Raw genomic sequence first — 23003 nt, 5'->3', positions numbered from 1 at the left:
CGCCCCCCGGCTCTGGTTGTGGGGACCTCTGCCCCCACCCCAACATGCAGACGACAAGCGCGACCTTCGCCCTCACCGCCACAGTGCTGTTGCAGTTTTACATCAACTTGCGGCGGCGTGTCACGCGAATATCCAGATCGGTCATTTTCTTTCGCAACGTATTGCGGTTGATTCCCAGAAGGTCGGCACAACGGATCTGGTTGCCCCCCGTCGCCTCGAGCGCGATCTCGATGAGCGGGGCCTCCACCTCGCGCAGGATCCGCGCGTGCAGGCCAGAGGGCGGCAACTCTCCGCCATGCAGGTCGAAGTAGCGTTGCAGATGGGCGCCGACCGCGCCGCTCAACGTCTCGCCCCGACCCGGCCGCATCACCGGCTCTGCCTTGGGTTGGGTGCCCAGCACGGCGGCCAGCTCGGCGCGCCCGATCACCTCGGCCTGCGCCGTGAGCGCCAGCCGCCGCATGGCGTTTTCCAACTGCCGCACATTGCCCGGCCAGCTATAGGCGCGCATCAGATCCACCGCCTCCTCCGACAACCGCCGCTCGGGTGCGCCGGGCCGGTCCTCGCGCGCGAGGAAATGCGTGGCGAGGATCGGGATATCCTCGATCCGGGCGCGCAGGCTCGGCACGTCGATCACCACCCCGCTCAGCCGGTAATAGAGATCCTCTCGCAGGGTCCCTTCCTCCAGCGCCTGCGCCGGCGGCACCCGGCTTGTCGCCATGAAACGCGGCGCGCTTTCGCCCGGTGCCTCCATCATCCGCACCACCCGGCCCTGTATCTCGGGCGAAAGATCGCTGACCTCGTCCAGCACCAGCGTTCCGCCGCGCACCCGCGCCATGACCTGCGCCGGGCCGTCGATATCATGGAGGTCCGCGCCCGTGACGGTCACGAAAGGCAGGCTGCGGCGGTCCGAGTAATCATGCACCGCACGCGCCACCAGCGATTTTCCCGTACCCGACTCGCCGCAGATCATCACCGGCAGATCGGCATGCATCACCTGCGCCACGACCTTGTAGAGCGCCTGCATGGCCGCGCTGCGCCCGATGAGCGGCAAGTCCTCGGGCCGCTCATCGGGGGCCTCGCGCGCGCCCTTGCGTTCGCGCGCGGCGAGCGCCCGCGCGGTGCGCTTCATCAGGTCCGGCAGGTCGAACGGCTTGGGCAGGTAGTCGAACGCCTCTGCCTCGGCGGCCTTGATCGCGGTCATGATGGTGTTTTGTGCCGAAATGACGATCACCGGCAGGCCGGGGCGGTCCTGCGCGATCTTGGGGAGCATCTCGAGCCCGTTGCCATCGGGCATCATGACGTCCGAGATCACCACATCGCCGCGGCCCTCGGCCACCCACCGCATCAGCGTGGTCAGCGAGGATGTGGCATGGACCTTGCACCCCGCCCGCGTCAGCGCCTGCGTCAGAACCGTGCGGATCGTGCGGTCGTCATCGGCGACCAGAACCGTGCCATCCATGTCTCAGCCCTCCTTGTCCTGCGCATCCGCGCGTTGCAGCGATATGCGGAACACCGTGCGCCCCGGCCCCGAGTCGACCGAAATCCAGCCGCCATGGTCCGAGACGATCTTGGCCGCCAGCGCCAGCCCCAGCCCGGTGCCGTTCTCGCGCCCCGACACGAAGGGCTCGAACACATCGCTTGCGATTTCGGGCGGCAGGCCCGGCCCGTCGTCGATCACCTCGAGATGCAGGGGCAGCGCGCGCGCGTCGCCGCCGCGCCGCACCCGCAGGGTTGCGTCGTAATGGGTGCGCAGCCGGATCGTGCCCCTGCCCTGCGGCGCGGCCTCGGCGGCGTTCTTCAAGAGGTTGAGCACCACCTGCACAAGCTGATCCCCGTCGCCAAGCGCGGGCGGCAGCGAGGGGTCGTAGTCCTCGACAAAGCGCATCCCGCCGGCGAAACCCAGCATCGCCGAGCGCCGCGCCCGGTCAAGCACGTCATGCAGGTTGACCGCTTGCAGCACCGGTGCGCCGACATTGCCGAACTGCTCGACCCGCTCCAAGAGCGCCACGATGCGGCGGCTCTCGCTCACGATGAGATCGGTCAACTCCCGGTCCTCCGCCGTGAGCGTCATCGACAGAAGCTGCGCCGCCCCGGTGATCCCCGCCAGCGGGTTCTTGATCTCGTGCGCCAGCATCTCGGCCATGCCGATGGCCGAGCGCGCGGCGGATTTGACGGTGCTGTTCTGCCCCACGCGCCCGGCCATCTCTCGCGGGGCGATCAGCATCAGCATCCGCCCCGGCGCGCCCGCCATAGGGGCCACCTGAAGCGAGCACATCACCGGCGGCCGCGTGCCCGTGCCCACATCCACATCGTTGACGAAGAGCGGCGCGCCGCTTTCCCGCGCGCGGGAAAAGGCCGCCTCGAGCGGCGCATCGACGGCCAGCCGGTCCCAGACCGGCGCCCCCACCAGCGCGCGCGCCGAGCCAAGCAGGAACCCCTCCGCCGCCGGGTTGAGCCGCGCAATGCGGTCGTCTTCGTCGATGACCAGCGCGGGCACCGGCAGCGACGCCCAGAGCGGTTCGTCCGCGCTCATGCCGCGCACCGCAGCCCGAACGCCTCGGGCAAGAGCCGCGCCACCTGCGCGGGCGGGGCGGTCAGCACCGCGCGGCGCAGCGCCGCGGGTGTCGCGGCCGCCTCCATATACCAGCCCAGATGCTTGCGCGCGACGCGCCCTCCCAGATCGGGGCCGTAAAACGACAGCATCGCCGCGTGATGCCCCGCCACCAGATCCGCGAGCGCCGCACCCTGCGGCACCATTGGCATGGGCGTGCCCCAGAGGGACGCGGCCACCTCGGCCAGGAGCCAGGGCCGCCCGCGCGCGCCGCGCCCGATCATCACCCCGTCCGCGCCAGAAAGTGCGAGCGCGCGCCGCGCCGAGGCCGCATCCACGATATCGCCATTGGCAATCACCGGCACGCGCACCGCGTCTTTCACCGCCCGTATCGCCGTCCAGTCGGCACAGCCCTTGTAGAACTGACAGCGCGTGCGCCCATGCACCGTGATCATCGCCACGCCCGCAGCTTCGGCGCGCGCCGCGATCTGCGGCGCGTTGAGGCTTGCGTGATCCCAGCCCAGCCGCATCTTGAGCGTGACCGGCACCTCCACAGCCCCCGCTACGGCCTCGATCAGCCGCAACGCATGGTCGGGCGTGCGCATCAGCGCCGAACCCGAGGCACCCGCGCCGCGCGCCCGCGTCACCTTTTTCGCGGGGCAGCCCATGTTGATGTCGATCACCTGCGCGCCCTCACCTTCCAGCCTGCGTGCCACCTCGGACATCGGCCCCGCCTCGCAGCCCGCGATCTGCACCGAGGTATTGCCCGCCCCCAGACCCAGCTCCGCCTTCTCGCGCACGCCGGGGCGCGCGCTCAGCATCTCGCGGCTGGCGATCATCTCGCTCACCACCAGCCCCGCGCCGAACCCGCTCACCAGATCGCGGAAGGGCAGATCGGTGATTCCGGCCATCGGCGCGAGCAGGACCGGCGGGGTCAGGGGCCTGTCGGCCAAAGTCAGCATGGCGTGCCCAATCCTTGTGCAATAGCGCCCTTCTACCTGCCTCGCGCCTTGCTCACAACGCCGGACGGCCCAAATCCGCGCCCTCACCGGGACGATTGCCTGCTTTTTAGGCACATGCCCCGGCATTGCGCTTGTCCGCGCCGCGCCCTAATCAAGGGTCATGACAATCGCCGCCCTCATCACCGCCGCCGGCCGGGGCACCCGCGCGGGCGGGGAGCATCCGAAACAGTGGCAGCCCCTCGCGGGCCGCCGCGTGATCGACTGGACCATCGCCGCGTTCGGCCCCTTTGTCGGCCGCACGCTGATCGTGCTGCACCCCGACGATCTGGCCCTTGCGCCCAAAGGCGTCGAGGTCACGACGGGTGGGGCCACCCGCCGCGCCTCGGTCCTCAACGGGCTGGAGCATCTGGCGCGGACCGGCACGCCGCCGCGCCTTGTGCTCATCCACGACGCCGCCCGCGCCACCCTTCCTGCTGCGGTCATTCGCGGCGTGCTCGATGCCTTGGGTGCCGGTGCCCCCGCCGCCGCCCCCGCGCTGCCCGTGACCGACGCGCTCTGGACCGGCCTTGACGGCGCGGTCACCGGCACGCAGGACCGCGCCGGCCTCTATGCCGCACAAACCCCGCAAGGCTTTGATTTCGCGTCTATCCTCGCCGCACATCGCGCGCATGAGGGCGACGCAGACGACGATGTCGCCGTCGCCCGCGCCGCCGGCTTGCCGGTGACGATCACCCACGGCCACGCCGACAATCTCAAGATCACCCATCCCGGCGATATCGCCCGGGCCAGCCGCATTTTGGGGGCACAGATGGATATTCGCACCGGCACCGGCTTTGACGTGCACCGTTTCGGGCCGGGCGATCATGTCATGCTCTGCGGTGTCGCCGTACCGCATGAGCGCGGCCTACAGGGCCATTCCGACGCCGATGTGGGGCTGCACGCGCTCGCCGACGCCATTTACGGCGCGCTGGCCGAGGGCGATATCGGGCGCCATTTCCCGCCGTCCGAGGCGCAATGGAAAGGCGCCGAAAGCCATATCTTCCTGCGTCACGCGGTCGGGCTTGCGGCCGATAAAGGCTTTAGGATCAGCAACATGGACGTTACTTTCCTTTGCGAACGTCCCAAGATCGGGCCCCATGCGGAGGCCATGCGCGCAGCCCTATCGGCGATCACCGGCGTCGAGTTGAGCCGCATTTCGGTCAAGGCCACGACCACCGAACGCCTTGGCTTCACCGGCCGCGAAGAGGGTATCGCCGCGCAGACCGTCGTCACGCTGGTGACCCCATGCGCCTGAGCCATCTCGTTGCCACCTTCCTGCATGTCGGCCACCTGCGCCCCGCGCCGGGCACATGGGGGTCGCTTGCCGCGCTCCCTGTTGCGTGGGCGCTTCACATGGCTGGCGGGCCGATCCTTTTGGCGCTTGGCGTCGTCGTGTCATTTGCATCAGGATGGTTGGCCACACATCTGGAAACAAAAGGAAAAGACAATCACGATCCGTCCGAGATCGTGATCGACGAGGTGGCGGGGCAATGGCTCGCCTTCCTGCCTGTTTCCATAGGCGCGGCCCATGCAGGTGTGGCGCTCACCGCGCTCTGGCCGGGCTGGATCGTGGCCTTTCTCGCCTTTCGCCTCTTCGACATCTGGAAACCGGGGCCGATTGGCTGGGCCGACCGGCGCAATGATGCGCTTGGCGTCATGCTCGACGACATCCTCGCCGGGGTGGCGGCGGCGCTCTGCGTGATGCTGGGGGCCTTTCTCGCGCATGTGGTTTTTGCATGATGATCTCCGCGCAAATCATTGATATCGCAAAACAAAAAGGCATCATGATTGCCACCGCCGAAAGCTGCACAGGCGGCATGGTCGCGGTTGCGCTCACCGATGTTGCGGGTTCCTCCGCGGTGGTGGAGCGCGGTTTCGTCACCTATTCCAACGCGGCCAAGACAGAGATGCTGGGCGTCGCGCCCGCCACCCTTGCCGCCCATGGTGCCGTCTCGGAAGAGGTTGCGCGCGAAATGGCCCAAGGCGCGCTTGCCCATAGCGGCGCGCAACTGGCCGTTTCGATCACCGGAATAGCCGGGCCGGGCGGGTCCGAGCACAAGCCCGAGGGGCGCGTCTGCTTCGGCCGCGCCATGGCGGGCCGCACGACGCATAGCGAAACGCAGGAGTTCGGTGCCGCGGGCCGCGCCGAGGTCCGACGCCTCAGCCGCGATCACGCGCTCGCGTTGCTGCTGGCCGCGCTAGAGGCCCCTCAGCCGTAAAGCGCCTGCGCGCGCGCCTCGAAGGCGCGCACGATCCGTTTCATCGCCTCGTGGAAAAACATCTCCGCCGCTGACTGCAAAAGCCTGTTGCGAAACGCGAAATCCACGTCAAAGGCCACTTCGCAACCGCCCTCCACATCGCGGAACGCCCAGTTCGAGCGCATGTGTTTGAACGGCCCGTCCAGATACTCGGTCTCGATCCGCAGCATCTCGGGCCAGAGCAGCACACGGCTACCGAATCGCTCGCGGAAGACCTTGAAGCTGATCACCAGATCGGCCTCCATCACCTCCGCGCCATCATCGCGCGGGGTCACGCTGCGCACCCGCGCCGCCGCCGTCCAGGGCAGAAACTCCGGATAGCGCGCGACATCGGCGACCAGCCCATACATCTGGTCCGCCGTGTAGGGCAGAACCCGCGTTTCGGCATGTGTCGGCATGGCTTCCCCGGTTTTCCGCGTGACAGTGGCGCGGTTTTTCATAGACTGGCCGCGATTTTGCAAGGGGAAGTCATGCCGCAGCGCGACTATGTGATCGACAAGCTCATCTCCGCCAAGAGCATCGCGGCGCGCGTCGAGGCGCTCTCGCACGAGATCGAGGCGGAATTCGCGGGCACCCAAAAGCTTATCGTGGTGGGCCTTCTGCGTGGCTCGTTCATCTTCATCGCCGATCTGGTGCGCGAGCTGGATCTGCCGGTCGAGGTCGATTTCGTCGAGACCTCGTCTTATGGCAACGCGATGGAATCGAGCCGGGAGGTGCGTATTCTCAAGGACTTGCGCGGCGATATCGAAGGGCGCGACGTGCTCGTGGTCGAGGATATCGTCGATACCGGGCACACGCTTTTTCACGTCCTGCACCTGCTCCGGAGCCGTCGCCCCGCGCGCCTCAGGACCATCGCCCTGCTTGACAAGCCGTCGCGCCGCGAGGCCGATATCCGCGCCGACTGGATCGGGTTCGAGATCCCCGATGAATTCGTCGTGGGCTATGGCATCGACTACGCGCAGCGCAACCGCAACCTGCCGTTTATCGGCAAGGTCCGGTTTGTCGGCCCATGAACATCACATGGCTTTTGCGTCTGGCCCGATGGGCGCGCCGCCCGCCAGGGCCACGCACCGTGCGGCTGTGGCTGATCGTGATCGGGATTGTGTTGACGATTGCCGGGATCGAGTTCTTCCTCGGCTGGCCGGAGGCGCTGACGCTGGAGCCGCGCAGGTCAGTTTTTCGGCCATAGTATCAGGCGCGTGCCGAACGATCCTCATGTAACTCACCGGCCTGCCAGACCGCCCCCACCTCGGCGCGGATGATCCGCGCGATCTGCGCGCAATCCTCAAGGCTGAAGGTGAGCGGCAGGCGCATATCCAGAATCGCCCGCAGGATGCGGTCGCTCCCGGGCATGGCGGGATGGGGCGCGTAGCGCCAGCTGTCATAGCGGCTGGTGAAGCCTTTCGGCTCTGCCCCGCCGAACCACTTCAGCTCCACCCCCCGCGCGGCGCAGCGGGCCAGAACCTCCTCGATGCGCGGCCCGGACCAGTCGAGCAGCAGGAACTGGATCGACGAGCCGACGAAGCGCCCCGCCTCGGGCCGCTCCACGATCCGCAGACCCGGCGTGCCGCGCAGGCCCTCCTCGACCACGCGGTAGCGCGCGGTCCATTTCTCGCATTGCGCATCCAGCGCGCGCAATTGCGGCCGCAAAATCGCCGCGCGCAGGTGGTCCATCCGCCCCGAGACATTGGGCGTGTCATACTTGACCCGCTCGAACACCTCGACAGGCGGCACCGTGCCGTGCCGCGCGTAAAGCATGTAGGAGCCCGAGAGGATCACGGCGCGGGCCATCACCTCATCGTCATCGGTGATCAGAAACCCGCCTTCGCCCGAATTCATATGCTTGTAGGTCTGGGTGGAATAACAGCCCACGCGCCCCCACCGCCCCGATGGCACACCGCGCCACGCCGCTCCCATCGTATGTGCGCAATCCTCGATCACGCTCATCCCTGCGGCGTCACAAATCGCCATCAGCCGGTCCATATCCGCCAGATGCCCGCGCATGTGGCTCAGCATCAGCACCCGCGCCTGCCCTGCCTTTTCGGCCAGATCGTCAAGGTCGATGGTCAACCCCTCGGTCACGCCGACATAGACCGGCACCGCGCCCACGCTGGCAATCGCGCCCGGCACGGGGGCCAGCGTAAAGGCGTTGGTCAGCACCGGGTCGCCCGGTTTCACGCCGAGCGCGCGCAGCGCCGTCGCCATGGCATAGCCGCCCGAGGTAACGGCAAGCGCATGGCGCGCGCCCGTGTAGGCAGCGAATTCACGCTCGAGCAGCGCGACCTCACCCGGCTCGTCGCCGACCAGATTGTAGCGGTGCAACCGCCCCGAGCGCAGCACGTCCAGCGCCGCCGCGATCCCCTCGTCGGGGATCGGTTCCTGCTGCGTGAATGTGCCCTTGAAGACCTCGCTCATACGGCAGTTTTGGCGCGCACGCGGCGGCGCGTCAATGGGCAGGGGCGAGGTTCCCCGCTTTCCCGCGCGCCTTGCTCTGGGCGCGCCGTTCCCGGCGTGCTAAGGCAGAGCCACGTCAGTGAAAGCCTCCCATGTCCGGCACAACCGCCCTGCCCCTCAAACCCGCCGAATTCATCGCGCTCATGGCGATGATGGCCGCGACCGTGGCCTTTTCCATCGACGCCATGCTGCCCGGCCTGCCGCATATAGCGCAATCGCTCAGTCCCGAGGCCCCGAACCGCGCACAGCTCATCATCACCGCCTTTCTGGCGGGGCTTGGCGTCGGCACCTTCCTCGCGGGGCCGCTCTCGGACAGTTTCGGGCGCAGGCGCGTGATCCTCTGGGGGGCGGCGATCTACATGGGTGGTGCTGCACTGGCCATGCTGGCGCAGTCGCTCGAGGCGCTGCTGGTGGCGCGCGCGGTGCAGGGGCTGGGGGCGGCGGCGTTTCGCATTGTTTCCATCGCCATCATCCGCGACATGACATCGGGGCGCGAGATGGCGCGGCTCATGTCCTTCGTGATGATGGTGTTCGCGCTCACCCCCGCTTTCGCGCCGCTCATCGGGGCGGGGCTGATCGCGCTGGCGGGCTGGCGCGCGGTCTTTGCCGCCTTCGTCCTTTTCGCGCTGGTGCTCTCGTCATGGATGATGCTGCGCCTGCCCGAGCCGCTGCCCCCCGACCGCCGCCGCCCGTTCCGCGTGGCACCGCTGGCCATGGCCGCGCGCGAGGTTGTGGCCCATCCCGTGACCCGTCGTGCCATCGCGGTGCAGATGCTGGCGATGACGACGCTCTTCACCTCGCTCTCGGTGGTGCAGCCGGTCTTTGACGAAAGCTTCGGGCGCGGGGCGGAATTTCCGTTCTGGTTTTTCGGCATGGCGCTGGTGGCGGGCATGGGCAGCCTGATCAACGCGCGCCTCGTCGTGCGTCTGGGCATGGTGCGGATGGTGCGCGCGGCGCTTTGCGTGCAGGCGGCGCTGTCGGTGCTGGCCATCCTCGCATGGCAGATCGGCCTGCCGCCGGGCGCGCAATTCGCCGTGTTCCTGATCTGGCAGACGGGCGTGTTCATGCAGGCGGGCTTTACCCTCGGCAATCTCAACGCGCTGGCGATGGAGCCGATGGGTGCCATTGCGGGCATGGCGGCGAGCGTGACCGGCGCGGTGGCCACGGTGGGCAGCGTGGCGCTGGCGATTCCCATCGGTCAGGCCTTTGCCGGCACGCCGATGCCCGCGCATCTGGGCGTGCTGGGGGCTGTGCTGGCGGGGCTGGTGATCCTGCACCCGCTGCGCGGCAGGCTGGCCGGGACGGCGTGAGCGAAAAATTTTGTATACCGTCGCATACTATCTTTTCCCGGTCCGCTTTTTCGTCTATGAGGCAGGCGAGTGAACCAGACTCGACCCCGCGACCGGATCGACAAAAGGAGCCCCCCGATGGCCAACATCCCCGACATCATCTACACCAAGGTGGACGAAGCGCCCGAGCTTGCCTCGGCCTCGCTCCTGCCGATCATCCGCCGGTTTGCGTCTGCGGCCGGTGTCTCGGTCGATACGCGCGACATCTCGCTTGCCGGACGCATCCTTGCGGCCTTTTCCGATCATCTGACCGGGGATCAGCGCATCGGCGACGATCTGGCCGAACTGGGAGAGCTGGTCAAAACCCCCGGCGCGAACGTGATCAAGCTGCCCAATATCTCCGCCTCCGAGCCGCAGCTAGTCGCCGCGATCAAGGAATTGCAGGCCCAGGGCTACGCGCTGCCCGATTACCCCTACGAGCCCGTGACCGACGCCGAAAAGGCCGCGCGCGCGCGGTATGACGCGCTCAAGGGCTCTGCCGTGAACCCGGTGCTGCGCGAGGGCAATTCCGACCGCCGCGCCGCAAGCGCGGTCAAGACCTACGCGCAGGCCAATCCCCATTCCATGGGCGAGTGGACCGCCGCGAGCAAGACCCGCGTCGCGGCCATGTCGGGGGGCGATTTCTTCTCCAACGAGCGCTCCGCCACCCTCGCCAAGGCCGCGACGGCAACGATCGTGCTGGAGACGGCAAGCGGCGAAACTGTCCTCAAGGACGCGGTGAGCTATCCGGCAGGCACCGTGGTCGATGCCACCTACATGAGCGCCGCCGCGCTCGACGCCTTCCTCACGCAGGAAATCGAGCGCACCGGGGCCGAGGGCACGCTGTTTTCGCTCCACCTCAAGGCGACGATGATGAAGGTCTCGGACCCGATCATCTTCGGCCACGCGGTCCGCACCTATCTTGCCCCGGTGTTCGAGAGCTTCGGCGATGACATGGCCGCACTCGGCGTCAACCCCAATGCGGGGCTGGGCGATCTTCTGGCCCGCGTCAAGGACCGTGCCGACATCCGGGACGCCATCGACGCCTGCCTCGCCGAGCGCCCGCCGCTCTACATGGTCGATAGCGACAAGGGCATCACCAACCTGCATGTGCCCTCGGATGTGATCGTGGATGCCTCCATGCCCGCGCTCATCCGTGCGGGCGGCAAGGGCTGGGGGCCGGACGGCAAGGAGCATGATTGCACCTGCGTCATCCCCGACAATTCCTATGCGCCGGTTTATGACGAGACGATCAGGTTCTTCAAGGAAAACGGCAAGCTCAACCCCGCCACCGCCGGAACCGTTCAGAACCTTGGCCTGATGGCGCAGAAGGCCGAGGAATACGGCAGCCATCCGACCACCTTCGAGATCCCCGAAGCGGGCACCGTCAGAATGATCCTCGACGACGGCACCGTGCTGCACGAACATGCGGTCGCGGCGGGCGACATCTGGCGGTCAGCCTCGGCGCGCAAGGCCCCCATCGAGGATTGGGTGAACCTTGCCATCGCGCGGCAGAAGGCCACGGGCTATCGCGCGATTTTCTGGCTCGATGCGGCGCGCGCCCATGATGCCGAACTGATCGCCTATGTGAAACCCATCCTTGAGGCGGCGGGCGTTGCCGACAGGTTCGAGATCATGGCCCCGCGCGAGGCGACCCGCGCCAGCCTCGAGACGATCACCAAGGGCGAGAACACCATCGCCATCACCGGCAACGTGCTGCGCGACTACCTGACCGACCTTTTCCCGATCCTGGAACTGGCCACCTCGGCCAAGATGCTGTCGATCGTCAAGCTGATGAATGGCGGCGGGCTGTTCGAGACCGGCGCGGGCGGCTCTGCCCCCAAGCATGTGCAGCAATTGCAGGCCGAGAACCACCTGCGCTGGGACAGCCTTGGCGAGTTCTGCGCCCTTGGCGAAAGCCTCAAGTTCCTGGCCGAAACGCATGACAACGCCCGCGCCCGCGTGTTGGGCGAGGCGGTCGAGGCGGCGACCCAAGGCATCCTCGATCACGACCGCTCACCCTCGCGCAAGGCGGGGCAGCCCGACAACCGCGACAGCCATTACTGGTTCGCCCGCTACTGGGCCGAGGCCCTGGCCGCGCAATCCGACGACGCGGCCCTTGCCGAGGAATTCGGCCCCATCGCAGAGGCGCTGGCCGAGAACGAAGCCGCAATCGTGGCCGAGTTGGCCGCGGCCCAGGGCAAGCCCGCCGATATCGGCGGCTACTATCACCCCGACCCCGAAAAACTCGCCGCCGTGATGCGGCCATCGGCCACGCTGAACGGCATCATCGGGTAACGGATCGGGGGCCGGATGATCCGGCCCCCGTCATTTTGACGGAGCGCAGCATGACAAAGATCAAGGTCGAGAATCCCATCGTCGAGATGGATGGCGACGAGATGACCCGCATCATCTGGGATTTCATCAAGCAGAAGCTCATCCTGCCCTATCTCGATCTCGATCTGCTCTATTACGATCTGGGCATCGAGGAACGCGACCGCACCGAGGACCAGATCACCATCGATGCGGCGGAAAAGACCCTTGAGGTCGGCGTCGCCGTCAAATGCGCCACGATCACCCCCGATGAGGCCCGCGTCGAGGAATTCGGCCTCAAGAAGATGTGGAAATCGCCCAACGGCACGATCCGCAACATCCTTGGCGGCGTGGTGTTCCGCGCGCCGATCATCTGCCGCAACGTGCCCCGGCTGGTCCCCGGCTGGACCAGGCCCATCGTTATCGGCCGCCATGCCTTCGGCGACCAATACAAGGCCACGGACATGAAATTCCCCGGCCCCGGCACGCTCAGCATGAAATTCGTGGGCGAGGACGGCACCGTGATCGAGGAAGAGGTGTTCCGCGCCCCCTCCTCGGGCGTCTACATGGGCATGTATAACCTCGATGCCTCGATCCTCGATTTTGCCCGCGCCAGCATGAATTACGCGCTCGATCTGGGCTGGCCGCTCTATCTCAGCACCAAGAATACCATCCTCAAGCAATATGACGGTCAGTTCATGGCCCTGTTTCAAAAGGTCTATGACGAGGAATTCAAGGACCGGTTCGAGGCCGCAGGCATCGAATACCAACACCGTCTGATCGACGACATGGTGGCCTGCGCGATGAAATGGAACGGCGGGTTCGTCTGGGCCTGCAAGAACTACGACGGCGATGTGCAGTCCGACACCGTGGCGCAGGGCTTCGGCTCGCTCGGCCTGATGACAAGCCAGCTTCTGACACCCGATGGCCGCATCATGGAGGCCGAGGCGGCCCACGGCACCGTCACCCGCCACTACCGCCAGCATCAGCGCGGCGAGGCGACCTCGACCAATTCCATCGCCTCGATCTACGCCTGGACCGGCGCGCTCAAACACCGCGCGAAACTCGACAGCAACGATCCCTTGCGCCATTTCGCCGAGACGCTGGAGCGGGTCGTGGTGGAAACCGTGGAATCCGGCCATATGACCAAGGATCTCGCGCTGCTTGTCGGCCCCGATCAGGGCTGGCTCACCACCATGGGCTTTCTCGAGAAGATCGACACGAACCTCAACGCGGCGCTGGCGGGCTGAGCGCCACGCGCCCCTTGGCAGGGCCGGGGCTTCGCGTTAAGAGGGGCGAAATCCGGCAAGGGGTTCGGCGTGAGCAACAGCGACAGTTTCATCGAGGAAGTCACCGAAGAGGTGCGCCGTGACCGGCTTTATGCGCTGTTGCGCCGCTATGGCTGGATCGCCGTGCTGGCCATCCTGCTTCTCGTCGGCGGGGCGGCGTGGAACGAATGGCGCAAGGCGCAGGCACAGGCCCGCGCCGAGGCGTTCGGCGATGCGATCCTTGCGGCGCTTGCCACCCCCGAGGGGGAGGGGCGCGTGGCGGATCTTGATGCCGTCGAGGCCCCCGGCCCCGGCGGTGCTGCGCTGCGCGATCTTCTCGCCGCGTCCGAGATTGCCGATACCGACCCGGCAGGTGCGGCGGCGCGTCTTCTGGCGGTGGCGGACCGGTCCGGCGTGCCGCAGGTCTATCAACAGATCGCCACGCTCAAGGCAGTGGCCCTGCCCGGCTCGGGACTGAGCGCCGACGAGCGCCGCGCGCGGCTCGCGCCCTTTGCAGGCGGCACCGGCCTCTTGCGGCTTCTGGCCGAGGAACAGCTTGCGCTCATCGACATCGAAACCGGGGCGCGCGGCGCGGCGCTGGAACGGCTGACGGCACTCGCCATGGATGCGGAGGCAACAGCAGCCTTGCGCCGCCGTGCGACACAGGTGATTGTGGCCTTGGGTGAGGACCTGCCCGAGATGCGGGGCCTAAATGACGATCTGCCCGCCGGTCAATAAGGCGGCGCAGCTTAAAGGACGAATGGGGGCGGCAGTGGTGGCGGCAAAATCGGTTCTGATCGGGGCGCTTGCGGCCCTTGCCCTTGTGGGATGCGCCAAGAAGGACCCGATCCTTCCCGGCCCGAGGGAGAATATCCGGGAGGTGCTTCAGACCGAGGCGCGGCGTGCCCAGGCGGCCGAGACGCCCGCGAACCGCGCCCTGCCCCTCACGCTGCCCGCCACCGTGGCCAATCCCGAATGGCGCCAGCGCCACGGCACGCCCATCGGGCGCACCGCGCATCCGGCGCTTGCTGCGGCCCCCGCGCTTCTGTGGTCGGCCAATATCGGCGCGGGGGACGGGCGGCGCGTGCGCATCACCGCCGATCCGGTGGTGGCGGGCGGGCGCATCTTCACGCTCGACGCACTGGCACGGGTGACGGCGGTCTCGACCGCGGGCCAGGTTCTGTGGACCCGAGACCTGACCCCGCCGGGCCAGAGCGGCAAGGCCATCAGCGGCGGCGGGCTGGCCTTTGGCGACGACAAGCTCTTCGTGGTGTCGAATTTCGGAACGATCTCCGCGCTTGATCCGGCCACCGGCGGGGTGATCTGGCAGCAACGGCTTGATGCGCCCACAACCGCGTCGCCTGCGGTGCATGACGGGCTTGTCTACGTGGTCGCGGGCGGAGAGGTCGCCTGGGCGATCGAGACCGACACGGGCCGGGTGCGCTGGCAATTGTCCGGCACGCCCGACATCCACAACGTTCTGGGCGGCCCCGCGCCCGCCATCACGGAAACCTATGTTGTCCTGCCCTTTGGCGCGGGCGAGGTGCAGGGCGCATTCCGTAAGGGCGGGCTTCGGCTCTGGGATGCGCAGATCGCGGGCGAGCGGCGCGGGCTGGCAAGCGGGCGCGTGCGCGACATCACCGGCGATCCGGTCGTGGTGGGCGACCGCGTCTATGTGGGCAACCATTCGGGCCGCATGGTCGCGCTCAACCTCGGCAGCGGTCGCAGGCTCTGGACCGCCGAAGAGGGCCCGCTCCACCCGGTCTGGCCTGCGGGCGGATCGCTCTTTCTCGTGAGTGACCGCAACGAGCTTGTGCGCCTGTCGGCCGAGGATGGCAGCCGCATCTGGGGCCATGCCCTGCCGCTCTTTACCGATCGCAAGCCCAAGCGACAGGCGGAGATCGTCGGCCATTACGGCCCGGTGATCGCGGGCGGGCAACTCATCATCGCCTCGGCGGATGGCAAGCTGCGCCTGTTCGATCCGGTCTCCGGCCAACAGGTCCGCAGCATCGACCTTCCCGGCGGCGCAACCTCCAATCCGGTCGTGGCGGGCGGCGTGCTCTACGTGGTCTCGAAAAAGGGACAGCTTCTCGCTTTCCGTTGAGCGCGCGATCGGCTATGACCGCTGCCTGACCGGCAGGAGCCTGCACCGATGTCCTTTACCCTCGCTATCGTGGGACGGCCCAATGTGGGCAAGTCCACGCTGTTCAATCGCCTCGTCGGCAAGCGTCTGGCGCTGGTCGATGACCGCCCCGGCGTGACGCGGGACCTGCGCGAAGGCGCGGCGCGTCTCGGCGACCTGCGCTTTACCGTGATCGACACCGCCGGGCTGGAGGAGGCCACCGACGAGAGCCTTCAGGGCCGGATGCGCAAGCTGACCGAACGTGCGGTCGACATGGCCGATATCTGCCTTTTCGTGATCGACGCGCGCGCAGGCGTCACTCCCACCGACGAGGTATTTGCCGATATCCTGCGCAAACGCTCGGCCCATGTCATCCTTGCCGCCAACAAATCCGAAGGCTCTGCTGCCGATGCCGGGCTCTACGAGGCTTACGGTCTGGGTCTCGGCGATCCCATCCGCCTTTCGGCCGAGCATGGCGAGGGCATGAACGAGTTATACGAACGCCTGATGCCGCTCTCGGACGCCTTCGCGGCGCGCGCCGAGGCAGAGGCACCGGAAACCGATGTGCTCATCGATACCGATGTTGATGACGAGGCCGAGGCCCCCGAATGGCGCCCCACGCCCGCGCGCCCGCTTCAGGTGGCGGTGGTGGGGCGGCCCAATGCCGGGAAATCGACCCTCATCAACAAGATCCTCGGCGAGGACCGGCTGCTGACCGGACCCGAGGCCGGGATCACCCGCGACGCGATCTCGCTCCGGCTCGACTGGGACGGGATGCCCGTGCGCATCTTCGACACCGCCGGGATGCGCAAGAAGGCCAAGGTTCAGGACAAGCTGGAAAAGCTGTCGGTCTCCGACGGGCTGCGCGCGGTCAAGTTCGCCGAAGTTGTGGTGGTCTTGCTCGATGCCGCCATCCCGTTCGAGCAACAGGACCTGCGCATCGCCGACCTGGCCGAGCGCGAGGGCCGCGCCGTGGTGGTCGCGGTCAACAAATGGGACGTGGAAGAGGACCGGCAGGGCAAGCTGCGCGCCCTCAAGGAGGCGTTTGACCGTCTCTTGCCGCAATTGCGCGGCGCGCCGCTGGTCACGGTCTCGGCCAAGACCGGCAAGGGGCTGGACCGCCTGCGCGACGCGGTGGAAAAGGCGCATGAGGTCTGGAACCGCCGCGTGCCCACGGCACAGCTCAACCGCTGGCTGGTGGGGATGCTGGAACAGCACCCGCCCCCCGCCCCCGGCGGCCGCCGCGTCAAGCTGCGCTACATGACGCAGGCCAAGACGCGGCCCCCCGGTTTCGTGGTGATGTGCAGCCATCCCGACAAGCTGCCCGAAAGCTATACGCGCTATCTCGTGAACGGGCTGCGCGAGAGCTTCGACATGCCGGGCACGCCCATTCGCCTCTATGTGCGGGGGCAGTCCGACAAGAACCCCTACAAGGACCGCAAGAAGCCGGGACCGTCGCGCCTGCGCAAGCATCTCTGAGGCTCAAACCCTGACACGAACCGCGCGCGGCTGTGCCGGGGGCAGCTCCTGGCCTGAAGGGGACGGTTGGCGTAATTTTCTGAGCCGCGCGAGGGCCCGACCGCGGGTGGGCGCCGCTCGGGCTTTGGTGGGCGCTTTATGGTGCCAAATACTGGAACGATTGAAGGGATTTTGGCGTTGCAGAAGCGCCCGCCCGGGGGGCGGTCGGGCGCTCGCGCGGCGGCGTGCAAGCACGCCTTGATTCCGCGCGGGGGACAGGAGGCGACCGTCTCCTCAAGGCCATTAACGACGCCCACCCCATGGCGCGCCGGATCCCCAGTGCGCGGCGCCCGCGTCAGATATCAACCACCCTCCCGCTCCGGCGGCCGTGCGCCCCCGCCCCTCAGCCCCCGGTATGGCTCATGTGACGCGAGACGCGGCCATCGACCGACTGGCGGGAATAGTCGAAATCGTGGCCCTTGGGCTTCAGCGCGATCGCGGCGCGGATCGCGGCCTCCAGCGGCGCGTCGTCGCGCGGGTGGTTGCGCAGCGGCGCGCGCAGGTCGGCCATGTCCTCCTGTCCGAGGCACATGTAAAGCTCGCCCGTGCAGGTCAGGCGCACACGATTGCAGCTTTCGCAGAAATTATGCGTGAGCGGTGTGATGAAGCCGATTTTCTGCCCCGTTTCCTCAAGCCGCACGTATCGCGCGGGCCCACCGGTGCGCTCGGTCAGGTCGGTCAGCGTATAGTGCTCGGCCAGACGCGCGCGCAGATCGCTGAGCTTCCAGTATTGGCCCAGCCGGTCCTCATTGCCGATATCGCCCATCGGCATGACCTCGATAAAGGTCAGGTCCATGTCGCGCGACTTGCACCACTCGACCAGCGAGAACAGCTCGTCCTCGTTGAAGCCCTTGAGCGCCACGGTGTTGATCTTGACGCGAAGCCCGGCCGCCTGTGCCGCGTCGATCCCCCGCATTACCTGCGGCAGACGGCCCCAGCGGGTGATCTCGGCGAATTTCGCCTCATCGAGCGTGTCGAGCGACACATTGACCCGCCGCACCCCCGCCGCATGAAGGTCCGCCGCGAAGCGTTCGAGTTGGCTGCCGTTGGTGGTCAGCGTCAACTCCTTGAGGCGGCCCGCCTCCAGATGCCGGGTCATCGCGTTGAAAAACGTCATGATTCCCTTGCGCACAAGCGGCTCTCCGCCGGTGATGCGCAGCTTCTCCACCCCCAGCCCGATGAAGGTGGAACACATGCGGTCAAGTTCCTCCAGCGTCAGAAGCTCTTTCTTCGGCAGAAAGGTCATGTTCTCCGACATGCAATAGACGCAGCGGAAATCGCAGCGGTCGGTGACGGAGACGCGCAGATAGGAGATGGCGCGCTGAAACGGGTCGATGAGCGGGGCATGTGTCATGACGCAAACCTATTCCCGCACGGGCGCGGCGACAAGGGGGATGCACACGCGGCGCGGCCGTCTTGGGCGTTGCGGGCCGGGTCGCGCGGCCCTAGTCTGGCATCATGGCTTATATCTTGCGGTTTTCTCTTCTGTTCATCGTTCTCGGCGGCTGTTCCCTGACCGAACCGCGCCCCACGCCTGCCCCTCCCGCTGCCCCGCCGCCTGACGAAGGTGTGATCGAGCGCGATGAGGCGTCCGTTCCCCCGCAGCCGCCCCGCGCCAGCCTGCCCGCAACCACAATCGCTTCGCTTGGCAATGTGCGCGAGCCGGGGCTCTGGATGCGCACGCCGCTCGTATCGGTCCCGATGCGCGGCACGGTGCGCGACCCGGCCACGGGGCGTTCGGTCACGCTCGATCTCATTCCCATCGCGGGCGCGCCGGGCGCGGGCAGCCGCCTGTCGCTTGCCGCCTATCAGGCGCTCGGGCTTTCACTCACGGCGCTGCCGGAACTGCGCGTCTCGGCGGGGGGCTGATGGGGTTATTCCACCGTCACCGATTTTGCCAGATTGCGCGGCTGATCCACGTCCGTGCCCTTGGCAATGGCCGTGTGATAGGCGATGAGCTGCGCAGGCAATGCATAGAGGATTGGCGCAAGAACCGGATCGAGCGTCGGCATCGTGACCACCTGAAACGTGCCCTCGCCCGCCGCCGCCACGCCGGCCGCGTCCGAGATGAGCACGATCCGCCCGCCGCGCGCCATCACCTCCTGCATGTTCGACACGGTCTTCTCGAAGAGCGCATCGCAGGGGGCCATGACTATGACCGGCATGGTCTCGTCGATGAGCGCGATGGGGCCGTGCTTCAACTCGCCCGAGGCATAGGCTTCGGCATGGATGTAGCTGATTTCCTTTAATTTCAGCGCCCCCTCCAGCGCCAGCGGATACATCAGCCCACGCCCGAGGAAAAGCGCGCTCTGCGCCCCCGCAAGCTCTCGCGCCACCTCGCGGATGGACCCGTCGATCTCCATCGCGGTGTTGAGCGTGGCGGGCAGGCCGCGCAGTTTCGAAAGCAGATCGGCCAGCCGCTCGACGCTCATTTCGCCGCGCATCCGCGCCGCCTTGAGCGCAAGAAGCAGGAGCACCGTCAACTGACAGGTAAACGCCTTGGTCGAGGCCACGCCGATTTCCGCCCCGGCGAGGATCGGCAGGGCGACATCGCTCTCGCGCGCGATGGAACTGGTCTCGACATTGATCACCCCAAGGATGCGCTCGGCGCGGTCGCGGCAATAGCGCAGCGCGGCGAGCGTATCGGCGGTCTCGCCCGACTGGCTGACGAAGATGGCCAGCGTGCCGGGGGCAATCGGCGGTTCGCGATAGCGAAATTCCGAGGCGATATCGACCTCGACGGGGATCCGCGCCAGTTGCTCGAACCAGTATTTCGCCGTCAGGCAGGCGTAATAGCCCGTGCCGCAGGCCACCAGCACGATCCGCTCCACGCCCGTGAAATCCGGTGCGCCCTCGGGCAGGACGATCTCGTTGCCATCATCGCTGAGGTAATGACGAAGCGCGTTGCCGATCACCATGGGCTGTTCGGCGATTTCCTTGGCCATGAAATGCCGGTGCCCGCCCTTGTCCACGCGCGCGCTGTCGATGGCGATCTTCGTGACCGCGCGGTTGGCCAGCCGCCCCCCGGCATCGGTGATGGAAACGCCCGCGCGCGTCACCACGGCGATATCGCCCTCTTCCAGATAGGTGATCCGGTCGGTCATGGGCGCGAGCGCGATGGCGTCCGAGCCGACATACATCTCGCCCTCGTCCTCGCCATGGCCGATCGCCAGCGGGCTGCCCGCGCGCGCGGCGATCATCAGATCGCCCTCGCCATCGAACAGGAACAAAAGCGCGTAGGCCCCGCGCAGCCGCGCGATGGTGGCGCGGGCGGCGGCCTCTGGCTCCATGCCCTGCGCCATGTGGTGCTGTGTCAGCAGTGCCACGGTTTCGGTATCGGTGTCGGTCTCGTGGCCGAACCCGGCCTCGGCCAGTTCGGCGCGCAGCTCGCGGAAATTCTCGATGATGCCGTTATGCACCACGGCGACCGGCCCGGCCTTGTGGGGGTGGGCGTTGCGCTCTGTCGGCGCGCCATGGGTGGCCCAGCGGGTATGTCCGATCCCGGCCTTGCCCGCGAGCGGGTTATGCACCAACAGGTCCGAAAGATTGACAAGCTTGCCCACGGCGCGGCGGCGGTCGAGCACCCCGTCATTGATCGTGGCGATCCCGGCACTGTCATAGCCACGGTATTCCAGCCGCTTGAGCGCCTCGACCAGCACCGGCGCGGCCTCGTGATTGCCCAGAACTCCGACGATTCCGCACATGGCTACTCTCCCTTGATCCTTTGCGCCTTGAGCGCGCGCAGCTTCTCGAAAAACCGCGTGGCAAAGCCGGGCTTGTTGTCCTGCCGCGCGCGTGCCACCGCCAGCGCGCCCGCCTCGACATCGCGGGTGATGACCGAGCCAGAGGCGGTCATCGCCCCGTCGCCCACGGTGACAGGCGCGACAAGCATGGTGTCCGAGCCGATGAACACGCCTCGCCCGATGGTGGTGCGGTGCTTCATCACGCCGTCATAGTTGCAGGTGATCGTGCCCGCGCCGATATTGCTGCCCTCGCCGATCTCGGCATCGCCGATATAGCTCAGGTGGTTGACCTTGGCCCCTTCGGCGATCAGCGCGTTCTTGACCTCGACGAAATTGCCGATGCGCACATCCTCCGACAACTCCGTGCCGGGGCGCAGCCGCGCATAAGGCCCCACCACCGCGCCGCGCGAGACATGGCAGCCCTCAAGATGCGAGAATGCCCGGATATGCGCGCCGCTTTCCACCGTCACGCCGGGGCCGAAGACGACGAAAGGCTCGATCACCGCATCGCGCCCCACCCATGTGTCGCGGGCGAAATGCACCGTCTCGGGGGCTTGCAGGGTGACGCCCGTCTCCAGCGCCTCGGCGCGCGCGCGGTCCTGAAAGGCGGCCTCGGCACGGCTCAGTTCCGCGCGGGAATTGACGCCGAGTGTCTCACCCTCGTCGCAGGCGACGGCGGTGGCCGAAAGGCCGCGCGCGCGCGCCAGCGCCACGATATCGGTGAGGTAATATTCGCCCGCCGCATTCTCGTTGCCGACCGCGCCGACCAGATCGAAGAGCACCGGTGCCGCGGCCATCACCACGCCGCTGTTGCACAGGGCGATCGCGCGCTCGGCCTCGGTTGCGTCCTTGAACTCGACGATCCGCTCCAGCGCCTCGCCCGCCATCACCAGCCGCCCGTAGCGCCCCGGATCGGCGGCGTTGAAACCCAGCACGACGATGTCATGATGCGCCCGCGCCTCGGCCATGCGCTCCAGCGTCTCGGGGCGGATCAGGGGCGTGTCGCCATAGAGAACCACCGCGTCGCCGGTAAAACCCTCCAGCGCGGGCGCGGCCTGCGCCACGGCGTGCGCGGTGCCCAACTGCTCGGCCTGAAGCACCACCTGCACCGCAGGGTCAAAATCCAGCGCCGCCTTGCGCACGGCGTCGGCCCCGTGGCCCGCCACCACCACCACGCGCGCGGGATCAAGCGCGCCCCCGGCGGCGATGGCATGAACCAGCATCGCCTCGCCCGCGATGGGATGCAGCACCTTGGGCAGGTCCGAGTTCATGCGGGTTCCCTTGCCAGCGGCAAGCACGATGAGGGCAACGGACATGGAACACGCTCTTTCACGGGGCAAATCACCGCCGTTCTATCGGTTTTGCACCTATACGCAAGGGGCAGACCGGGAAATCCTTGTGACCTTTCCATGACAGGGCTAAGCGGACCCTGCCGGGCAACAGGAGGGCTTTGCATGCGCACCGTGGTTTTCGATCTCGACGGCACGCTCGCCGATACGAGCGGCGATCTTGTCGCCGCCGCCAACGCCTGTTTTCGAGGCATGGGCGTGGGCGACCAGCTTTGCGCCGCGCGCGACGCGGGCGTGGCCCTACGCGGCGGCCGGGCGATGCTGCGGCTGGGGATGGAGCGGATCGGGCGCGGGCAGGACGAGGCCGAGATCGACCGGCAATATCCGGTCCTGCTGGAGGCCTATGCACGCGCGATCGACACCCATACCCGGCTTTATCCCGGCGCGATGGAGGCGGTCGGGATCTTGCGAGGCGCGGGATACCGCGTGGCGATCTGCACCAACAAGCCCGAGGCGCTGGCGCGGCTCCTGCTGAACCGGCTGGGTGTGCTGGAGGCGTTTCACGCGCTCACCGGCGCCGATACGCTGGCGGTGCGCAAGCCCGATCCCGAACACCTCAACGAGACGGTGCGCCGCGCGGGGGGCGATCCGGGCCGCGCACTTCTGGTGGGCGATTCGGACACCGACCGAGAGACCGCGCGCGCGGCGGGCGTGCCCTCGGTTCTGGTGGGCTTCGGGCCTTCGGGGGCGGATATGGCGGCGCTGGAACCCGACGCGATCATCGGCCATTACAATGAATTGCCCAACGTGGTCGCGCGGCTCATCGGCTAAGCCGGCCCCTTTGGCCTTCACCGTCCCCGGTTTTGCGTTTTTGCATACATTTGCGCGATCATCCGGCTGGCCGTCTTCTCAAAAACGCAAGGTATGAGCGCATGAACCAGCGCCGCACCGCCCGCCGCGAAGAGCCACAGCGCAAAGCGGCCGGCAAAAAGGGCGTGTTCAAAATAGCTTTCCTCCACGCTGCGCGGATGATCGAGAAAAAGCTTGCTCAGCATGACCGGTGCCCTCCTGTTCGGTTCGCTCCCGCAGGCTAACCGAAACATCGCGTGACATTTTCCCATTTTTCCCTGATAACTCTCAGATATTGAGAACTTGTCC

At 67.3% G+C, this 23003-nt stretch carries 22 protein-coding genes; 13 read left to right on the top strand and 9 right to left on the bottom strand.

Features of this window, described 5'->3' with window-relative positions:
* Positions 1-97 precede the first annotated feature (97 nt).
* The 3 genes from ACSSV8_RS11315 to dusB are packed head-to-tail and all read right to left on the bottom strand — an operon-like array spanning position 98 to position 3513.
* Positions 98-1459, bottom strand: coding sequence for a response regulator (locus tag ACSSV8_RS11315; protein ID WP_354537295.1), 1362 nt, complete (start codon positions 1457-1459; stop codon positions 98-100).
* A gap of 3 nt (positions 1460-1462) precedes the next feature.
* Complete coding sequence (locus ACSSV8_RS11310; protein WP_354537296.1) at positions 1463-2533, bottom strand: two-component system sensor histidine kinase NtrB; 1071 nt, start codon at positions 2531-2533, stop codon at positions 1463-1465.
* Positions 2530-3513, bottom strand: coding sequence for a tRNA dihydrouridine synthase DusB (gene dusB, locus ACSSV8_RS11305; protein WP_454282498.1), 984 nt, complete (start codon positions 3511-3513; stop codon positions 2530-2532). The genes ACSSV8_RS11310 and dusB overlap by 4 nt, the downstream gene beginning before the upstream one ends.
* A gap of 160 nt (positions 3514-3673) precedes the next feature.
* On the opposite strand from dusB, the gene ispF reads away from it, so the two are divergent.
* From ispF to ACSSV8_RS11290, 3 genes are read left to right on the top strand one after another with little or no spacing between them, the layout of a single operon-like run.
* Positions 3674-4807 (top strand): 2-C-methyl-D-erythritol 2,4-cyclodiphosphate synthase, encoded by a 1134-nt coding sequence (ispF, locus tag ACSSV8_RS11300; protein WP_454282497.1) that lies wholly within the window; start codon positions 3674-3676, stop codon positions 4805-4807.
* Positions 4798-5292: a phosphatidylglycerophosphatase A family protein gene (locus ACSSV8_RS11295; RefSeq protein WP_454282496.1), complete on the top strand. Its 495-nt coding sequence runs from the start codon at positions 4798-4800 to the stop codon at positions 5290-5292. The genes ispF and ACSSV8_RS11295 overlap by 10 nt, the downstream gene beginning before the upstream one ends.
* Positions 5292-5771 carry a CinA family protein gene (locus tag ACSSV8_RS11290; RefSeq protein WP_454282526.1) on the top strand — a complete coding sequence of 160 codons (480 nt, stop codon included), beginning with the start codon at positions 5292-5294 and terminating at the stop codon, positions 5769-5771. Before ACSSV8_RS11295 ends, ACSSV8_RS11290 begins: the two co-directional genes overlap by 1 nt.
* Here the strand turns inward: ACSSV8_RS11290 and ACSSV8_RS11285 are convergent.
* Complete coding sequence (locus ACSSV8_RS11285) at positions 5762-6208, bottom strand: type II toxin-antitoxin system RatA family toxin (protein WP_454282495.1); 447 nt, start codon at positions 6206-6208, stop codon at positions 5762-5764. The genes ACSSV8_RS11290 and ACSSV8_RS11285 overlap by 10 nt on opposite strands.
* A gap of 72 nt (positions 6209-6280) precedes the next feature.
* Here ACSSV8_RS11285 and hpt point away from each other — a divergent pair, with 72 nt between their 5' ends.
* Together hpt and ACSSV8_RS11275 are read left to right on the top strand one after the other, a co-directional pair.
* Positions 6281-6823 (top strand): hypoxanthine phosphoribosyltransferase, encoded by a 543-nt coding sequence (gene hpt, locus ACSSV8_RS11280; protein ID WP_454282494.1) that lies wholly within the window; start codon positions 6281-6283, stop codon positions 6821-6823.
* On the top strand, positions 6820-6999 hold the full coding sequence (locus tag ACSSV8_RS11275) for a hypothetical protein (RefSeq protein WP_454282493.1): 180 nt from the start codon (positions 6820-6822) through the stop codon (positions 6997-6999). Before hpt ends, ACSSV8_RS11275 begins: the two co-directional genes overlap by 4 nt.
* Positions 7000-7001: 2 nt before the next feature.
* Here the strand turns inward: ACSSV8_RS11275 and ACSSV8_RS11270 are convergent, their stop codons facing one another.
* Positions 7002-8225, bottom strand: coding sequence for a DegT/DnrJ/EryC1/StrS family aminotransferase (locus tag ACSSV8_RS11270; RefSeq protein ID WP_454282492.1), 1224 nt, complete (start codon positions 8223-8225; stop codon positions 7002-7004).
* A gap of 131 nt (positions 8226-8356) precedes the next feature.
* Between ACSSV8_RS11270 and ACSSV8_RS11265 the strand changes: the two genes are divergently transcribed.
* The 6 genes from ACSSV8_RS11265 to der all read left to right on the top strand — a co-directional run bounded on the left by ACSSV8_RS11265 (position 8357) and on the right by der (position 16774).
* A complete protein-coding gene (locus ACSSV8_RS11265) occupies positions 8357-9574 on the top strand; it encodes an MFS transporter (RefSeq protein ID WP_454282491.1) in 1218 nt (405 codons plus the stop codon).
* A 117-nt stretch (positions 9575-9691) separates the two neighbouring features.
* The gene (locus ACSSV8_RS11260; RefSeq protein ID WP_454282490.1) at positions 9692-11890 is read left to right on the top strand and encodes an NADP-dependent isocitrate dehydrogenase; all 2199 of its coding nucleotides are present in this window, start codon (positions 9692-9694) and stop codon (positions 11888-11890) included.
* 50 nt (positions 11891-11940) lie between these two features.
* On the top strand, positions 11941-13155 hold the full coding sequence (locus tag ACSSV8_RS11255) for an NADP-dependent isocitrate dehydrogenase (RefSeq protein WP_454282489.1): 1215 nt from the start codon (positions 11941-11943) through the stop codon (positions 13153-13155).
* A gap of 69 nt (positions 13156-13224) precedes the next feature.
* The gene (locus tag ACSSV8_RS11250; RefSeq protein WP_454282488.1) at positions 13225-13911 is read left to right on the top strand and encodes a hypothetical protein; all 687 of its coding nucleotides are present in this window, start codon (positions 13225-13227) and stop codon (positions 13909-13911) included.
* Positions 13886-15277 (top strand): outer membrane protein assembly factor BamB family protein, encoded by a 1392-nt coding sequence (locus tag ACSSV8_RS11245; RefSeq protein ID WP_454282487.1) that lies wholly within the window; start codon positions 13886-13888, stop codon positions 15275-15277. Before ACSSV8_RS11250 ends, ACSSV8_RS11245 begins: the two co-directional genes overlap by 26 nt.
* 48 nt (positions 15278-15325) lie before the next feature.
* The gene (gene der / locus ACSSV8_RS11240) at positions 15326-16774 is read left to right on the top strand and encodes a ribosome biogenesis GTPase Der (protein WP_454282486.1); all 1449 of its coding nucleotides are present in this window, start codon (positions 15326-15328) and stop codon (positions 16772-16774) included.
* A gap of 382 nt (positions 16775-17156) precedes the next feature.
* Here the strand turns inward: der and moaA are convergent, their stop codons facing one another.
* A complete protein-coding gene (moaA, locus tag ACSSV8_RS11235; RefSeq protein ID WP_354537310.1) occupies positions 17157-18167 on the bottom strand; it encodes a GTP 3',8-cyclase MoaA in 1011 nt (336 codons plus the stop codon).
* Between the two features lie 104 nt (positions 18168-18271).
* Here moaA and ACSSV8_RS11230 point away from each other — a divergent pair, with 104 nt between their 5' ends.
* Entirely contained in the window at positions 18272-18682 is a 411-nt protein-coding gene (locus tag ACSSV8_RS11230; protein ID WP_454282485.1) for a hypothetical protein, read from the top strand.
* A gap of 5 nt (positions 18683-18687) precedes the next feature.
* Here ACSSV8_RS11230 and glmS read toward each other — a convergent pair whose 3' ends face one another.
* The gene (glmS, locus tag ACSSV8_RS11225; protein ID WP_454282484.1) at positions 18688-20517 is read right to left on the bottom strand and encodes a glutamine--fructose-6-phosphate transaminase (isomerizing); all 1830 of its coding nucleotides are present in this window, start codon (positions 20515-20517) and stop codon (positions 18688-18690) included.
* A gap of 2 nt (positions 20518-20519) precedes the next feature.
* On the bottom strand, positions 20520-21872 hold the full coding sequence (gene glmU / locus ACSSV8_RS11220; RefSeq protein ID WP_454282483.1) for a bifunctional UDP-N-acetylglucosamine diphosphorylase/glucosamine-1-phosphate N-acetyltransferase GlmU: 1353 nt from the start codon (positions 21870-21872) through the stop codon (positions 20520-20522).
* Between the two features lie 138 nt (positions 21873-22010).
* On the opposite strand from glmU, the gene ACSSV8_RS11215 reads away from it, so the two are divergent.
* Positions 22011-22676, top strand: a complete 666-nt coding sequence (locus ACSSV8_RS11215; protein ID WP_354537314.1) for an HAD-IA family hydrolase — start codon at positions 22011-22013, stop codon at positions 22674-22676.
* A 17-nt stretch (positions 22677-22693) separates the two neighbouring features.
* Here the strand turns inward: ACSSV8_RS11215 and ACSSV8_RS11210 are convergent, their stop codons facing one another.
* Positions 22694-22900: a DUF6356 family protein gene (locus ACSSV8_RS11210; RefSeq protein ID WP_354537315.1), complete on the bottom strand. Its 207-nt coding sequence runs from the start codon at positions 22898-22900 to the stop codon at positions 22694-22696.
* Positions 22901-23003: the final 103 nt, after the last annotated feature.

This window comes from Roseovarius sp. MBR-79 (genome assembly GCF_053628555.1).
The sequence above is the reverse complement of the archived record's forward strand: the minus strand, read 5'-3'. Positions and strand labels throughout refer to the sequence as shown.

What these genes read in the sequence shown, in the direction of transcription:
- ACSSV8_RS11315 (WP_354537295.1), bottom strand. Translation starts at nt 1,459, where the DNA reads ATGGATGGCACGGTTCTGGTCGCCGATGACGACCGCACGATCCGCACG.
- ACSSV8_RS11310 (WP_354537296.1), bottom strand. Translation starts at nt 2,533, where the DNA reads ATGAGCGCGGACGAACCGCTCTGGGCGTCGCTGCCGGTGCCCGCGCTG.
- dusB (WP_454282498.1), bottom strand. Translation starts at nt 3,513, where the DNA reads ATGCTGACTTTGGCCGACAGGCCCCTGACCCCGCCGGTCCTGCTCGCG.
- ispF (WP_454282497.1), top strand. Translation starts at nt 3,674, where the DNA reads ATGACAATCGCCGCCCTCATCACCGCCGCCGGCCGGGGCACCCGCGCG.
- ACSSV8_RS11295 (WP_454282496.1), top strand. Translation starts at nt 4,798, where the DNA reads ATGCGCCTGAGCCATCTCGTTGCCACCTTCCTGCATGTCGGCCACCTG.
- ACSSV8_RS11290 (WP_454282526.1), top strand. Translation starts at nt 5,292, where the DNA reads ATGATCTCCGCGCAAATCATTGATATCGCAAAACAAAAAGGCATCATG.
- ACSSV8_RS11285 (WP_454282495.1), bottom strand. Translation starts at nt 6,208, where the DNA reads ATGCCGACACATGCCGAAACGCGGGTTCTGCCCTACACGGCGGACCAG.
- hpt (WP_454282494.1), top strand. Translation starts at nt 6,281, where the DNA reads ATGCCGCAGCGCGACTATGTGATCGACAAGCTCATCTCCGCCAAGAGC.
- ACSSV8_RS11275 (WP_454282493.1), top strand. Translation starts at nt 6,820, where the DNA reads ATGAACATCACATGGCTTTTGCGTCTGGCCCGATGGGCGCGCCGCCCG.
- ACSSV8_RS11270 (WP_454282492.1), bottom strand. Translation starts at nt 8,225, where the DNA reads ATGAGCGAGGTCTTCAAGGGCACATTCACGCAGCAGGAACCGATCCCC.
- ACSSV8_RS11265 (WP_454282491.1), top strand. Translation starts at nt 8,357, where the DNA reads ATGTCCGGCACAACCGCCCTGCCCCTCAAACCCGCCGAATTCATCGCG.
- ACSSV8_RS11260 (WP_454282490.1), top strand. Translation starts at nt 9,692, where the DNA reads ATGGCCAACATCCCCGACATCATCTACACCAAGGTGGACGAAGCGCCC.
- ACSSV8_RS11255 (WP_454282489.1), top strand. Translation starts at nt 11,941, where the DNA reads ATGACAAAGATCAAGGTCGAGAATCCCATCGTCGAGATGGATGGCGAC.
- ACSSV8_RS11245 (WP_454282487.1), top strand. Translation starts at nt 13,886, where the DNA reads ATGACGATCTGCCCGCCGGTCAATAAGGCGGCGCAGCTTAAAGGACGA.
- der (WP_454282486.1), top strand. Translation starts at nt 15,326, where the DNA reads ATGTCCTTTACCCTCGCTATCGTGGGACGGCCCAATGTGGGCAAGTCC.
- moaA (WP_354537310.1), bottom strand. Translation starts at nt 18,167, where the DNA reads ATGACACATGCCCCGCTCATCGACCCGTTTCAGCGCGCCATCTCCTAT.
- ACSSV8_RS11230 (WP_454282485.1), top strand. Translation starts at nt 18,272, where the DNA reads ATGGCTTATATCTTGCGGTTTTCTCTTCTGTTCATCGTTCTCGGCGGC.
- glmS (WP_454282484.1), bottom strand. Translation starts at nt 20,517, where the DNA reads ATGTGCGGAATCGTCGGAGTTCTGGGCAATCACGAGGCCGCGCCGGTG.
- glmU (WP_454282483.1), bottom strand. Translation starts at nt 21,872, where the DNA reads ATGTCCGTTGCCCTCATCGTGCTTGCCGCTGGCAAGGGAACCCGCATG.
- ACSSV8_RS11215 (WP_354537314.1), top strand. Translation starts at nt 22,011, where the DNA reads ATGCGCACCGTGGTTTTCGATCTCGACGGCACGCTCGCCGATACGAGC.
- ACSSV8_RS11210 (WP_354537315.1), bottom strand. Translation starts at nt 22,900, where the DNA reads ATGCTGAGCAAGCTTTTTCTCGATCATCCGCGCAGCGTGGAGGAAAGC.